The organism is Nitrospirales bacterium (assembly GCA_031315865.1).
In the GTDB taxonomy this organism is placed as follows: domain Bacteria; phylum Nitrospirota; class Nitrospiria; order Nitrospirales; family UBA8639; genus JAGQKC01.
Genome location: JALDRJ010000002.1, coordinates 3,215,297 through 3,228,772 on the forward strand (window position 1 = coordinate 3,215,297; position 13,476 = coordinate 3,228,772).

The window sequence follows — 13,476 nt, forward strand, 5'->3', positions numbered from 1 at the left end:
GACCATTGTACAAACCTTTTTCCTCTCTTTCCTTCAGACTGCCATACATTCCAATACTTGACCAACACCCTGATATTCTCAAAGTCTACCTCATCAGTGTTCGTCCTTTTGTGATTGAGAAAATGTGGGAAACGCCACCTTTTGACCGGGGAAAATTTTTCTCGCATTTCGGATGTGAGGATTATATTTGAGAACATGTTCGACGTATTCAGGACTCGTCGTGCCATAGTGATTTTTCACAAGACTGCTCAAACTCTCTCCTTGTTGAACGACCCGGACAGTCAAGGGCTGTCTCAAGGAGGAGGCAGTCACATCATGCGTTGTCGTATCCTCAGGAGACTGAGCGAAAATGCCTTGAGACATGGGGCCGTTTCTTTTTTTTCTATCTGATTCAGGAGGTATAACAGACTCCCTGACAGATTGGATGTTAGGTTTCCCAAAATCGTGAAGAGCCGGAAAAATAATGCGCTGGCCAGGCTGTATGTTTCGAACATGTGTAATGCCAGGATTATGCTCCAGGACAAATTGAAGTAATTCAGGGTTGAGGTCTCCATAGACTTCCTTCGTCAATTCAGCCAAGGTTTCACCCCGTCGAATCACTCGTGTTTGATGGACAGCACCGGAAGACAGATGCCCTGCTGATATGAATGCCAAAGATGGATCAGGTCTTGTCGAGGGCTGTCCTTGACTTTCCTGAACTGTAAGAACGTCAGAAGCCAGATGTGGATCGAGATTGCCTCGCTCTTCTCCCCGGTACGCGGAAGAAGCCTGGTCAGATGTACCAGAGACAATACCATTCAGATTTTCTGATTGACCGACTTTCGGTGCAGAGGATGCTGGCTGTTCACTTCTCCCCACAGAAACAGGCTTGTTATCCATGTGTGAAAATTGTTCTTGCCTGTCTACCATTCTATCGGCAAGTGACAAAGTCGGCAATTCCATTCGAGAATTTTTGTCAGCGTGGGAGGCATCTGGCTTATCGAGTGACACGAATAAAGCCACGCCTCCGATCAAGAACAACAGGCTGGCCGTCGCTGGAACCCATCCCCACCAGCGCTTGTGGAGTTGCCTGTCAACATCGGCGATCACTTCCTGAACGATCTTGGCCGTAATAGGGTTCGCACGGTATCCTAATCCGGTTACCAGCGCATTATCACACAGAATATTCAGTCGTCGAGGAATACCGTTCGCTTGCTTGACGATAAGCTTCAGGGCGTTGTTGTGGAAAACTGGCTTGCCGGTTAATCCTGCCAAGACAAGACGATGCATGATATAAGCCAGGCTTTCATCCTCTGTTAATGGACGGATTGTCGACCATACGGCAATCCGTTGACGCAATTGCCGCAACTCATGCTGCTGTAAGAGAGTTTCCAGTTCCGGCTGCCCGATCAGAATAATCTGAATCAACTTATCAGTGGCTGTTTCCAAATTCGAGAGCATTCGAAGATGCTCCAACGTCCGTGGATCCATGTTTTGGGCTTCATCGATCAGGAGCACGACTGTCCCACCGTGACGATATCGTTCGATCAGGGTGTTCTGCAGCTGCGTCAAGAGCTCAACATTCGTACTGCCGGTGGCTTCTTGATCGAGTTCGAAAAGAATGGCCAGAAGGAGCTCTTTCACGGAAAGCGTCGGATTATAGAGATAGATCAACTGGGTGTGTTCGGCTTTCCAATCTACCTGTTCCAAAAAAGAACGAATGACCGTGGTTTTGCCGACGCCGACTTCACCCGTGATGGCGATAAACCCCTTACGATGATCAATGCCATAGAGCATCGCCCCCATCGCTTCTTTATGACTTGGACTTAAAAAAAGGAAATGTGGGTCAGGCGTCGTATGAAATGGTTTTTTCGAGAGACCGTAGAATTTCAGATACATAAGGGAGTGCAGCCTTTAGGTCTTATACGTAATGCTCGTGAGCACCGGTAGCTCCACATCTCGTGTCAAATGTTCAGGCCGGGTATAGCCACCTTGAAGATATTCATTCGCGAAAGCCAGGCTGACTCCTGCGGCCCCTCCGATCATGATACCGAGAAGAATATTCAAGAGAAGTTTAGGTTTTACGGGCTTGACTGGTATGGTGGCAGGCTGAATGATACTGATATTGGCCATCTTGAGCTGATCCATTTCCTGAGCGACTCTGGCCTCCTCGACTTTCGAGAGATAGATCGCATAGTTGTTTTGATCTGTCTCGACATCACGATCCAGTGTTTCATACTCTTTCTTCAACGAGTCCAATTCGGCCAACTTCTCATCGACTTCCGCAATATGTCGTGAGATTTCTTTCGCGCGAGTTTCTAAAGACCGATACTCAGATTTTGATTTATGGATCTCAACTTCAAGTTCTTGATAGACCGGATTTTTCCCTTTCGTCACTCGATCAGAAAGCTGAGCTTCCTGTTCTTTGATGAAGGCTTCCGTCATCTTGATTTCATTTAAGATATTTTTTATGAACCGGCTCGTGTCTTTGTAGCGAGTTGAGAGTTCTTGCTTCTGCAATCGAAGTTTCAATAAGTTGCTCTTCGCCTCATCGATGACTTTTTGACGTTCAGAGACACTAGTTAGAGAAATAAGTTTGGGAATCTGAGGAATTTGCTGCAACAGGGAACTCAGCTTGCTTTTCAATCCTTCACGATCATTTTTAACATTTTTCAAGGATGTGTCGAGGTCTTGACGCTGCTGCAGTAAGAGACGCTCTTGCTCGGTGAGGGAGGATATTCCGTAGCGCTGTTTAAAGTCTTGTAGTTTTGAGCGAGACACGTCTAGTTTTTGAAGATGGGCTGCCACTTGTTTTTCCAGGAAATCAGCCTTCGGATTACTAAAGATCTGAAGATGTCGTTCCAGCAAAAAGTCAATGAGTAAGTTCACGGCAGTAGCGGCTATGCTCGGATCGTGATGTTGATAGGCCACTCGTATTACATTTGAATTTTTAATGTTCGTCGTCGAAAGATCTTCCTGCATTTGCAAGATACTCGCCTCAACCGGGGGGATCTTACTTTGTGCTTCATCAAATTTTGGATAGATCTTATGAACCCCGATGGTTTCGATCACTCGCCTGAGAAGATCTCGACTGGTCAAGATTTGGATCTCTGATTCCAGGATTCGTTCTTGATCGAACGCAACGGCGGGACTGGCAGATCCGACTTCGGGTTGATAAATATGCTCGCGTCCCATTTTTACCATAATGGTGGATTCGGCCTCATAGGTGGGGTCCATGAAAAGAGATCCCAACACGACGACCGTCACAGTGCCAAGGAAGACCGCAAGCATAGTCCACTGGTGTTTAAACAGGATCGTAACGATATCTCGAAGACTAACTTGACTGGATCTTTCAGATTCAGTTGACATCATTTTACACGTCACATGTCTTGCCAAAATTTTGGACAAACAGGCTAGACGAGCACCCTAGCTACTCGGCCGTAATCCAGTTCGACTGCTCGCATCAATCTTCTGGTTAAACGAACGTAAGATCACCGTAATCGAAGGATTTTTCAGCTCTATATCGTACCGACGTTTAAGCCGCTTTGTTAGCTCCTCCACTGTCAATCCTGATGCCATCACCTCTCCAATCAACTGTAGAGATATTCTTCCGTCCGGCCTCACGGAAGCTTCTTGATTGAGGTCTGGATTGAAGAAAAACTTCACATCAAGAAGATCGCCAACTTGAATGCGATAGTCCTCAAGCGGTGTCGTGCCAACCATCGCAAGATACTCTTCAAAATTCCTTTCGTTGGCCGTGACGGTCCGCAGTAATTCACGAAATTCCTTTTCCAGATTATTGAGCCTCAGAAGTTCTTGATCGATTTCTGCGATCTGTTGTTGAGTGACCATTCGCCGTGATTTATCTGATACTAACTGCGCCTCAGTTCGAAGTATTTCAATCTCAAGTTCCTGGAATACAGGATTTTTACCAGTGGTCACCATGTTTTCTAGCTCAGCAGCCTTTTGCTTTTCCAAAAAGCCCTGAACGAGCTCGATTTCCTTCCGCACACTCATCAATGTACGGCTGTTTTCATGAAATTTTGTGAGGATTTCCTGTTCTTTTAATTGCAGATCTAATAGGTTTTTTTGAGCTTCCTGAATAATAGCTTGGCGATTCGTGACGCTCGAGAGTGGAACCTTTTCTGGAATTTCCTGTATCTGGTGCTTGAGCCACGATAACTTTGTATCAAGAGCACTAATATTATTGACAGCTCCTTTTAAGAGCGTATCGAGTTCTTTGCGTTGTTGAAGCAGGAGTTGTTGTTGACTTTCGAGCGATGTCAACGAATGCTTTTGTTTAAATTCTTGGACCTGCGCTTCAGAACGTGCGAGCGCTTTTTTATACGCCTCTAACTGACGTTTTACGAACGACGTTTTTGATATCAGAGGGGTCGGAGCCTTCCCTGATACAATGTCTCCTCGTTGAGGTTCTTTGATGTCCTTTTCTTGTCCGAATACATTGTTGGCCTCGTAATGGACAAAAATGAGCATCAGAAAGTACACAACACACAAGGCCTGGGGACACGGCAACAACCATGCCTTCTGGGCCGGATAATCTTGACTGTTCCTCATCAACGCGTACTTTCTGCGAACAGTTGTATGATGTTCACCATAATAGAAAAAAACGGGTTACCTCAATGGGAAAAATAAACCGAAATGAATGGGAATATTCCTCCGGACATACTGATCGACCCATAGATTAACATCAGCGATTGGTGATCGCGGGACATACACGATATCAAACGGCACAAGACCAATGTCTTGGGTAAAATCTTCACCAGTCAGGACAGCCTCAATATCAACTGGAATCACAAGAGGCTGTTTACCATAAATCCGCCGAATCACGATGGCCTCCTGCCACGCTTTCTCGGTCGCGCCTTCAGCCCGTGCTATCGCTTGCATGACGGTTAGAGGACCGCTCAGTTCCAACTCGCCGGGTTTTTCGACTTCACCGTCAACATACACTCTGGCACCGAAGGAACGTACAATCACCGTAATAACGGGTTTTTTGAGTTCCTTATCATACTCTTGAGTCAAGAGCTGCGTTAATGCTCGTGGAGTGCGGCCAGCAGCGATCGTTTCTCCGACCAATTGGAGAGAAATCCGTCCATCAGGACGAACGATGACCAACTCATTCAGGTCCGGATTATAAAAAAACTTAATATCCAACTCATCGCCAGGCTGAATCACGTACTCCTGCATGAGGGTTGGCCCGACTTTGCCAATCGTGGTTCCAGGAGCACCTACCGCAGTCGGATCTTTAACAACAACACTCGGATTACAAGCAGCGGAGAGGAGAGCAATGAATAAAATAAGTGCGACCATCAGACAGCAATATTCCTTTCATGGGTGGATTTTCTTGTAATGACACGACCATGAGGTGTCAGGGGACAGAAAGACGAGTTAGCTCACGAGGGTTGATTCCTCATTCGGCCAGCTCAATACCTGGGCTTTGGCTTTCGCGCCATCATTAAGAGATTTCAGATCACTAGTAAGTGTGGTGAAGGGACGCAGGCCCCAGATGGAGGTTATACCTGTCACTAAGGCTGTAGAATAAGATGGTACGCATTCCGTACAAGAGACACGGGAATCCCATGCAATGAGTATACCTTAAGGTACAAACACTATAGTAAGACTTAGGAACATACTGAATTATAATGAAAAACCTATACTCCGGCTACCGGAACGGTCTTCCAGAGAAGTGCATGCTTTCAAGAACGGGTAAACTACGTAACATGAGATCATCATACCCTGTTCACAAAATAAATTGTATGAGGATTTTCTATTTCATTCACACCATTAAATAAGATACAGGTGCTTATGTAAAGAGAATGGTACAAATTGCCGAAAAACAGACGAGCCGATGGTCATCGATCAATCATGAGGTACCAAAATGAATAGGCACCCGTTCACGCATTCAGTCCGAGGAAGCATTGAAAACCTGCTGGCACACCGTGCCCCTGAAGCACGTGAGGCCGCAGCGTCGACCCTGGGGGAAACCCTGACAAGAGTCGCAGATGAACGTGAGGCCTTGGAAGCCTTGAGCACCGCTCTTCACGATCCCTCGGCGCGAGTACAAGATGCCGTCCTCCAATCACTCGTTCGACTAAGTACCAGATAGCTGGTCGGTCGAGAGGCGGGGCCCAGCTCTTTCCCGACTCTCTTCCAGCTATGGCATTTTTTCAATAACTCGTCTGTTAGCCTTCGATCTTACCATCCAACCCCGCATCGTCATGATATTTCTCTCACACTGGGTCGTATGACGAATCTCCATAAATAGATAGAATCTTGACCCATTTAGCTCTAACCGACTAGACTGAATAAAGTACTGGAACTCATGATTAGCCTTCAAGGACAGAGCGGAGATCAGCTATGCAGACAAGGATGATGATGAAAAACTGGCGGGTTCTCACGATTTTCCTCGCAGTAGGACTGTATGTAGTCGGTTGGCCGATGGCAAGTGCCGAACTGACGGCAAAAGTCGTTTTGGTCCAAAATTATGAACCGCCCCCCCAGGCCGAATTTCCTGATATCCAGAAAGCCACACCTGCTCCTGAAACGCTCACTCAGCAGGATCGCGATCGATTGGAATCACTGGTGCCTCTACTCGAAGGCCGTCAAGAGCTTTGGGCCATGGGCGAATTCGTCCATTATGGCAAACATTCGGTCCCGTTTGTCGTGAAGGCTTTAACGATGCCAGGCGCACGGATTCGTTATAATGCGATCGAGACCCTTTCGATGATCAAGGACCCTTCGTCTGTTTCCGAGCTCCTGAATGTGGCAAAGGACCCAAATGAAATTTCTCGTGTCAGATCGCATGCCCTTCGTGTCGCCACGCGATTGGATTCCACCAAAGTGCTCCCTGCGATCAAAGAAATGGCCAAAGACGAGAATTCGACAGTACGGCTAACGGCTGCATTTGAAGCAAGAAGTGTCAGGCAAAAAGAGATTCTGCCGATTCTCATCGGAATCATCGCAGATCCAGAGGAATTTGTCTCCGTCACGGCACGGGAATCGTTCTGGCGACTGACGGGGTTCTCCGGTTCCCGCCGGCATAATTGGGAAGCGTCCACATTAAAAGATCGAAAAGAGTGGAGCCAAGAATGGCGGACCTGGCTTAAAGAAAATGAAAGCCGATTTGGACCGCCGGCCAATCCTCAACCGCAGCAATCTCCTACGCCCTCAAGTTAGGACAACTTCAAGACAGCCGTACTATCGTCGCGGAACGATCACAGGCTACTATCCGTGACGCTGCATACAATATCAAGGAGACGAAGATGGCCTTATTACCGATCGCAAAAGTAGGGAACCCGATCTTACGCAAAATTGCGGAACCTGTAGATCCAGACCGAATCACTACTCGTGCGTTTCAAGAATTCATCGACGACATGTTTGAAACCATGGTGCAGAATGAAGGCATTGGATTAGCGGCCCCGCAGGTCTCTCGCTCAGAACAAGTTGTGGTCATGGAGTGTCGAGGAGAAAATGGATTTCCCCGAACAGTCCTCATCAACCCACGAATTCTGTTCTATGGTCCGACGCAAACCGAGATGTGGGAGGGGTGTCTGAGTATAGACAACCTGAGGGGGCAGGTGACACGCCCGTCCATGATTCGCGTACAAGCCCTTGATCAACATGGAACGCCACAAGATTGGGAGGCTCATGGGTTGTATGCCGTGTGCATCCAGCATGAAATGGATCATCTCATCGGAAAGTTGTTTATCGATCGCATGACCGACATGTCCACGTTGACGCAATTACAAGAATTCGATACCTATTGGCAAGAAGAACCTGCCACCGTGATTTAATGTTTGCATGTTCACCTCGTTCGAGGTGGGCTGCAGACTGCACCATTATTGGATCGTTTCAAGTAAGAAAAGCCCATACCCCTTCGTGAAATCCCTCGTTCGTATCGTTGCCTACCTTGCGCCCCATCGCTCACTCGTCATCATCACATTCCTCTGTGCAGCTCTCGCCACAGGGCTCGATCTGTTGCCTCCGTGGCTGATTAAGATCGTGATCGACGAGGTCATCCCTCAACATGACCTTTCTCGACTCCCGTTGATACTGCTCGCTCTTCTGCTCGCCTATGCGTCGAAAAATCTCTTTAACGCTCTTCGGATCCGGTTCAACAATACGCTTGAGCAACGCGTCGTTTTGGAGTTGCGTGGGCAAGTGTTTGCAGCCTTACAACGGCTTTCGTTGAATTACTTTGAAAATCGGTCAACCGGAGAAATCATGTCCCGCGTCACAAACGATACTGAACATGTCGAACGCATTTTTATCGATGGTCTCGAAGGCATCTTGACGGCCTCGCTCACCTTGATCGGAATCACGGTCATCCTATTTACGTTGAATTGGAAACTCGCCTTGCTCGTTCTCTTGCCGATCCCGATTTTGATCTTTGCCGGCGCGAAGTTTACTACGCGTGTCCATCGGTATTATCACGATATTCGTCAAGACGCCGCCGATCTCAACGCGTATCTACAAGATGCGTTGTCGGGCATTCGCGAAACCATGGGGTTCAACAGGCATGACTATGAAAAGCACCGGTTCTCGACACGAAGTCACGCCTATAGTCAATCGAATCTAAAAGCGATGTACCTCTGGTCGGTATACTCTCCGAGCATGATTTTCATAGGAAGTTTAGGGACGGTTGTCACACTCTGGTATGGCTCCGGTCAGGTGATGGAAGGCAACTTGACGTTGGGTGAACTGGTGATGTTTTTGTCCTATCTGGTGTTATTTTATACTCCAGTCAATCAAATCCATTCTGTGAATCATCTGCTCCAACATGCGCTCGCCGCAGGTGAACGGGTCTTCGAAGTATTAGACTTCAAGCCGGATGTCCTTGATCGGCCACGTGTGCACCCATCAGTTCCTCATTTGGCAGGTGCGGTTGCCTTTCGTGATGTTTCATTCGCCTACCGGGACGATGTGCCGATCTTGAAGGATATCTCAATGAGCATCGCGGCGGGAGAGCAGGTTGCCCTCGTCGGTCACAGCGGCGCCGGGAAATCCACGATCATAAAACTGCTCTTTCGATTGTATGACGTCAACAAGGGAGAAATTCGCATTGATGGGTATGATCTTCGAGATTTGCCGGTACAATACCTGCGAAACCAAATCGGATTGGTCCAACAAGAGCCGTTTTTATTCAATGGGACCGTTCGAGAAAATATTGCCTATGGCAATCTCGAAGCCTCTCAAGCCGAAGTCGAGGCCGCGGCCAAAGCATCGCATGCCCATGAATTTATCATGGAGCTCCCTGACGGATATGAGACATGGATCGGTGAACGAGGAGTCAAACTTTCCGTCGGCCAGAAGCAACGAGTCTCGATCGCGCGAGTCCTATTAAAAAATCCACCTCTGGTGATTTTTGACGAAGCCACATCCAACATCGACACTGAAACAGAGGTAAAAATCAGAGAAGCGCTCATGAACCTCATGAAAGGCCGAACGACGATCGTGATCGCCCATCGCTTATCCACGTTACACCAAGTCGATCGTATCGTCGTCTTGCATCATGGCAAAATCGTTGAGGAAGGATCGCATCATGAACTCATGGAAAAAGGAGGACCGTATTCAAGCCTTTACGAAGCCCAGTTTTACGTGTAAGGGGCTGCATATGTTGTCCTTGAAGGGGAGCAGTATCCTATTCTCGGTTCTCTTCCAGCGACGATTCACGAGACACGGATGATAAATCGATGAACTGTCCGATCTGTCAACAACCCATACGGTGGGAAGGAAACCGCTTTCGTCCGTTTTGCTCTGAGCGATGCCGGCTCCTGGATCTTGAAGGTTGGCTACGTGAACGGTATCGAGTCCAGCAAGACGATGATGAGTCGATGGAGCAGGACACATCGGACACCGATCCATCATCCTCATATGACCATTTACATGACGAACGTTCGTGACACGTCAGTCAGGACCCGTCACTAATCCGTCTGAAAGGCACGCAAACGATCTGCATTCGTTCCAACGTAAATGGTTCAGCCTTAGACTGACGAAAGGCTGGAAGTTTGAGTGACGGCTTATTATGATAGGGTGGCTAGACAGCTCCGGTTGTTTCGTTTGTCATTATTAATTCAAAGATAAACCGATATGGCGAAAGTTATCACAGCTCGTAAGGTCGAAGGGGAAGTCGAAAAGGCTCATGATTATGTGCGTACACATATCCTGTTTCCTGCTGGGATGACCGGCTTGATCACGATGGTGATCGGAGTGGTTGGTCTCCTTGTTCAACTCTGGAATGACACGTACTCATGGGAAACCTTCACCTCAAGTTCAGCACTTCTGATCATTGGCGTCTTAGTCGGACTCGCCCAAACTAAATATCATCAATTTCTCTTACGGGAATTCCCATCATTTTTTGCCAGTCGAATGAGGACCGCGACGCAACGCTCCGTGCAAAAGGCCCGGAAGGCTGCGGCGGAGTCTCCCGTTGAGCATCGAGGAAGGGGGCTCGTTCCGCTCTGGTATCTCCTGGGGATCACGCTCTTTATCGGTCTTTCTATCGTGACCATTTTCGCTGGCTACATTCATCCCGTTCCCGCGTTTGCCCTACCATGGGCAGGATACTTCTGGGCCAAGATGTTTTTTTGGAAAGGGATTATCCTGCCGCCGGCGAAAAAAGGGAAAAAGCAGAAAGCATAATGGAAAGTTATTTCGTCGAAAGGCCAACGCCGACAGGTTGAGTAGGAGAACCTGCTTGACCGCACCGGACTGCTAACAATGGCAGACAGCAACGATTGTCTAGAACGTTAGGCTTTCTTCTCGATCGCCGTCAGCCGGTCGCTCAATCGTTGAATTTCTTTTCGTAACTCTGGAAGCCTCTGGTATATCGATTCTGATTTGAGCCATGACCGGTAGTCGAATCCCATGTGACCACCGATGGCTTGACCAGGCTCGATATTCTTCGTGACCCCCGTGCCTGCGGCGATCTTGGCTCTCTCACCGATCGTGAGGTGATCAACAATGCCCGCTTGTCCCCCAACCATGACATGATCATTGAGTGTCGTGCTACCAGCTATCCCGGCTTGCGCGACGATAATACAATGTTCCCCAATGTGAACATTGTGGGCGATTTGGACTTGGTTATCGACTTTGGTGCCGCGCTTAATCGTCGTCACGCCAAATGTCGCGCGATCAATCGTCACATTCGCGCCAAGCTCGACGTCATCTTCAATATGAACACTTCCCAGTTGTGGAATTTTCTTGTGTTGTCCTTCATGTTGAACATAGCCAAATCCATCACTTCCAATCACGGTGTTCCCATGAACGATCACTCGAGCTCCAAGATAACATCCTTCCAAGACGATCACATTGGGATATAGAATCGAGTCGTCACCGATCACGACATCATCTCCTATATACACACCAGGATAGACGGTAACTCGCGCTCCCACGCGAACACGGTCACCGAGAGTCACGAACGAACCGATGAATGTTTCCGGTCCGATATGAACGTCCATGCCCTTGCACACGTGCTCGGATATGCCTTGCCGGGACGATCGCGTGAGGAAGTAACGCTCCGTGAGACAGGCAAAGGCGTAAAGGGGATTGGGGGTGATGAGTTGAGGCCGGGATTCATCCGCTAATGGCTGAGCAATCACGAACGCTGAGGCGTGCGAGCGCCGAGCCAGCGAAGACAGATTCGGACTTGTCACAAACGCCAAGTCGCCCACTTGCGCCTGCTCGAGACTCGCCACACCCGTAAGCAGGGTTTCTCCAGAGCCCTGGACGCGACCGTGCACGAATTGCGCTAGCTCATCTAAACAAACCCCTGGATTCAGTTTGGGCGGCATAGGTCTGAACAGAATTTTGACTCAGGAGAGCCGTTCTAAAGAGCACTTCTTGAATGTGAAACCGATTGCATGCTACGTACATGAAACTAGCCAATCCACTTCTTTGAGTCAAGTGAGACGGATGAGGAATTATCTGATAATAACTCCATGATTTGGAATGCGAGTGACCGTTAAGGAGGACTGGTGTTGAGCCGAGTAAAAAAGCACAAAACCAAATTCAACACGATGCTCCCTGTAGTTGAGAGGAGTGTCGGTCGGCCATCTTTTTTGAGCCAGCAGCTACCCATGACTCGGATCATGACATACTGGATGCCGGTAGTACTCTATGCCGGCCTGATCGTCTTCCTGTCATCACTATCATCCACAGGCATGAAAATCCCGTCTCTTTTTTATGGGTACGATGATAAAATCATTCATGCCATTGAATACGCGATTCTGGCGATGCTGTGCTATCGCGCCTATCTTGGGACATTCGTCGAAAGACTGGCGATGTATGCGCCGGTGTTGGCGATCGTGACGGCTGTACTGTTTGGGGTCACGGATGAAATTCATCAGGCGTTCGTCCCCCTTCGACATGCCGATGTGTGGGACCTCGTCGCTGATGCCGTCGGATCTTTCCTCGGCGTGGCAGCCTGGAAATGGTATATGAAAATTTCAGCATTGGAATCATGATCGCATAGCCGTTTCAGTGATACCAAAACCATACCGCGCTTCCTTGTACGCCTGTGCGCTTCAAGACGCGAAAGAAACATCCCTGTGGGTCAGGACATTCAAGCGGGTATCACCTTCTGCTTGTGTCAACGTCGTACCACGCGGAGTGTGCCGTATTCATTAATTGGAACTCATTTGGATTCGCAATAACCTCGCTGTTTTCCTCATTTGCCCCTACCTAACGTCTTTTAGTATCGTAAATTATCTGGCTTTACACATCCGAACCGAAAGAGCGCTATGCGTTGTGTGATCAAGACACTCGCTCTTCTCATGATAGTCATGTTGACAGTCATCGACCATCAACATGTACTCGGGAACACGCACGATGAATGGGAAATCAAAAACACGAGTGGCTTACAAGCCTACAAAGCGCAGCAATACGAGCAGGCTATTCAATTATTCAAAGAAGCGTTACTGACCATCCCCGAAGAAGAGCAACCCAACTCACGTCAAGCGATGACGCTCAACAATGTGGCAGCCGCTCATGAAGCGCTGGGACGGTACGACGAAGCCGAGCTGTATTATCAGCAATCGCTCACGGTCGTCGAGCGCATTCAGGGCCCGAATCACCCCGACTTACTCCCTGGGCTGAAAAATCTCGCGATTCTTCACCGAGAGCAGCGGAATTTTGACCAAGCCGAACGCCTCTACCAGCGCAGTGTATTCATCATTCAGCACATTTTAGGAAATTCGCATCCACACCTTATTCCCGGGCTCCTGGACCTCGCCCATGTGAGCCAGGCGCAAGGAGAATATGGGCGGGCAGAAGGATATTATGAACGCGCGTTAGCAATCGGAGAAGCTGAACTGGCTCCGGCTCATCATCAGACACAAACGATTCGAATGCAATATGCCAATCTTCTCCGTCATCTCAATCGAATAGATGATGCAGAAGAACTGGAACGCCGGGCTCGTCGTGGCCTGGAGAACCCTGGCAACTATAGCGAATCCAAATAAGTTCCAAACGATGATCTTT

General features: G+C 48.4%; 13 protein-coding genes. 8 read left to right on the forward strand and 5 right to left on the reverse strand.

The features are described from left to right. Window positions 1-93 precede the first annotated feature (93 nt). From MRJ96_14645 to MRJ96_14660, 4 genes are all read right to left on the reverse strand, one after another. Window positions 94-1,878 (reverse strand): AAA family ATPase, encoded by a 1,785-nt coding sequence (locus tag MRJ96_14645; protein ID MDR4502680.1) that lies wholly within the window; start codon window positions 1,876-1,878, stop codon window positions 94-96. A 15-nt stretch (window positions 1,879-1,893) separates the two neighbouring features. Continuing rightward, a complete protein-coding gene (locus tag MRJ96_14650) occupies window positions 1,894-3,270 on the reverse strand; it encodes a GumC family protein (GenBank protein MDR4502681.1) in 1,377 nt (458 codons plus the stop codon). 135 nt (window positions 3,271-3,405) lie between these two features. Then, window positions 3,406-4,554 (reverse strand): polysaccharide biosynthesis/export family protein, encoded by a 1,149-nt coding sequence (locus MRJ96_14655; GenBank protein MDR4502682.1) that lies wholly within the window; start codon window positions 4,552-4,554, stop codon window positions 3,406-3,408. A gap of 57 nt (window positions 4,555-4,611) precedes the next feature. Next, entirely contained in the window at window positions 4,612-5,307 is a 696-nt protein-coding gene (locus MRJ96_14660; GenBank protein ID MDR4502683.1) for a polysaccharide biosynthesis/export family protein, read from the reverse strand. Window positions 5,308-5,875: 568 nt separating this feature from the next. Here MRJ96_14660 and MRJ96_14665 point away from each other — a divergent pair. From MRJ96_14665 to MRJ96_14690, 6 genes are all read left to right on the forward strand, one after another. Further along, entirely contained in the window at window positions 5,876-6,103 is a 228-nt protein-coding gene (locus tag MRJ96_14665; protein ID MDR4502684.1) for a hypothetical protein, read from the forward strand. A gap of 251 nt (window positions 6,104-6,354) precedes the next feature. After that, entirely contained in the window at window positions 6,355-7,173 is an 819-nt protein-coding gene (locus MRJ96_14670) for a HEAT repeat domain-containing protein (protein ID MDR4502685.1), read from the forward strand. A gap of 86 nt (window positions 7,174-7,259) precedes the next feature. Continuing rightward, entirely contained in the window at window positions 7,260-7,790 is a 531-nt protein-coding gene (gene def / locus MRJ96_14675; protein ID MDR4502686.1) for a peptide deformylase, read from the forward strand. Between the two features lie 85 nt (window positions 7,791-7,875). Further along, on the forward strand, window positions 7,876-9,600 hold the full coding sequence (locus MRJ96_14680; protein ID MDR4502687.1) for an ABC transporter ATP-binding protein/permease: 1,725 nt from the start codon (window positions 7,876-7,878) through the stop codon (window positions 9,598-9,600). An 89-nt stretch (window positions 9,601-9,689) separates the two neighbouring features. Beyond that, on the forward strand, window positions 9,690-9,899 hold the full coding sequence (gene yacG, locus MRJ96_14685) for a DNA gyrase inhibitor YacG (protein MDR4502688.1): 210 nt from the start codon (window positions 9,690-9,692) through the stop codon (window positions 9,897-9,899). Between the two features lie 187 nt (window positions 9,900-10,086). After that, window positions 10,087-10,638 (forward strand): hypothetical protein, encoded by a 552-nt coding sequence (locus MRJ96_14690; GenBank protein ID MDR4502689.1) that lies wholly within the window; start codon window positions 10,087-10,089, stop codon window positions 10,636-10,638. A 107-nt stretch (window positions 10,639-10,745) separates the two neighbouring features. On the opposite strand, the gene lpxD is transcribed toward MRJ96_14690, so the two are convergent. Further along, a complete protein-coding gene (gene lpxD, locus MRJ96_14695; GenBank protein MDR4502690.1) occupies window positions 10,746-11,738 on the reverse strand; it encodes a UDP-3-O-(3-hydroxymyristoyl)glucosamine N-acyltransferase in 993 nt (330 codons plus the stop codon). A gap of 237 nt (window positions 11,739-11,975) precedes the next feature. Here lpxD and MRJ96_14700 point away from each other — a divergent pair, with 237 nt between their 5' ends. Together MRJ96_14700 and MRJ96_14705 are read left to right on the forward strand one after the other, a co-directional pair. Beyond that, on the forward strand, window positions 11,976-12,461 hold the full coding sequence (locus MRJ96_14700) for a VanZ family protein (GenBank protein ID MDR4502691.1): 486 nt from the start codon (window positions 11,976-11,978) through the stop codon (window positions 12,459-12,461). 276 nt (window positions 12,462-12,737) lie between these two features. Then, window positions 12,738-13,457: a tetratricopeptide repeat protein gene (locus MRJ96_14705; GenBank protein ID MDR4502692.1), complete on the forward strand. Its 720-nt coding sequence runs from the start codon at window positions 12,738-12,740 to the stop codon at window positions 13,455-13,457. The last annotated feature ends 19 nt before the right edge of the window (window positions 13,458-13,476 follow it).

Bases quoted from the DNA above. Each gene is read 5' to 3' on its own strand.
- MRJ96_14645 (MDR4502680.1), bottom strand. From the start codon at position 1,878: ATGTATCTGAAATTCTACGGTCTCTCGAAAAAACCATTTCATACGACG.
- MRJ96_14650 (MDR4502681.1), bottom strand. From the start codon at position 3,270: ATGCTTGCGGTCTTCCTTGGCACTGTGACGGTCGTCGTGTTGGGATCT.
- MRJ96_14655 (MDR4502682.1), bottom strand. From the start codon at position 4,554: ATGAGGAACAGTCAAGATTATCCGGCCCAGAAGGCATGGTTGTTGCCG.
- MRJ96_14660 (MDR4502683.1), bottom strand. From the start codon at position 5,307: ATGGTCGCACTTATTTTATTCATTGCTCTCCTCTCCGCTGCTTGTAAT.
- MRJ96_14665 (MDR4502684.1), top strand. From the start codon at position 5,876: ATGAATAGGCACCCGTTCACGCATTCAGTCCGAGGAAGCATTGAAAAC.
- MRJ96_14670 (MDR4502685.1), top strand. From the start codon at position 6,355: ATGCAGACAAGGATGATGATGAAAAACTGGCGGGTTCTCACGATTTTC.
- def (MDR4502686.1), top strand. From the start codon at position 7,260: ATGGCCTTATTACCGATCGCAAAAGTAGGGAACCCGATCTTACGCAAA.
- yacG (MDR4502688.1), top strand. From the start codon at position 9,690: ATGAACTGTCCGATCTGTCAACAACCCATACGGTGGGAAGGAAACCGC.
- MRJ96_14690 (MDR4502689.1), top strand. From the start codon at position 10,087: ATGGCGAAAGTTATCACAGCTCGTAAGGTCGAAGGGGAAGTCGAAAAG.
- MRJ96_14705 (MDR4502692.1), top strand. From the start codon at position 12,738: ATGCGTTGTGTGATCAAGACACTCGCTCTTCTCATGATAGTCATGTTG.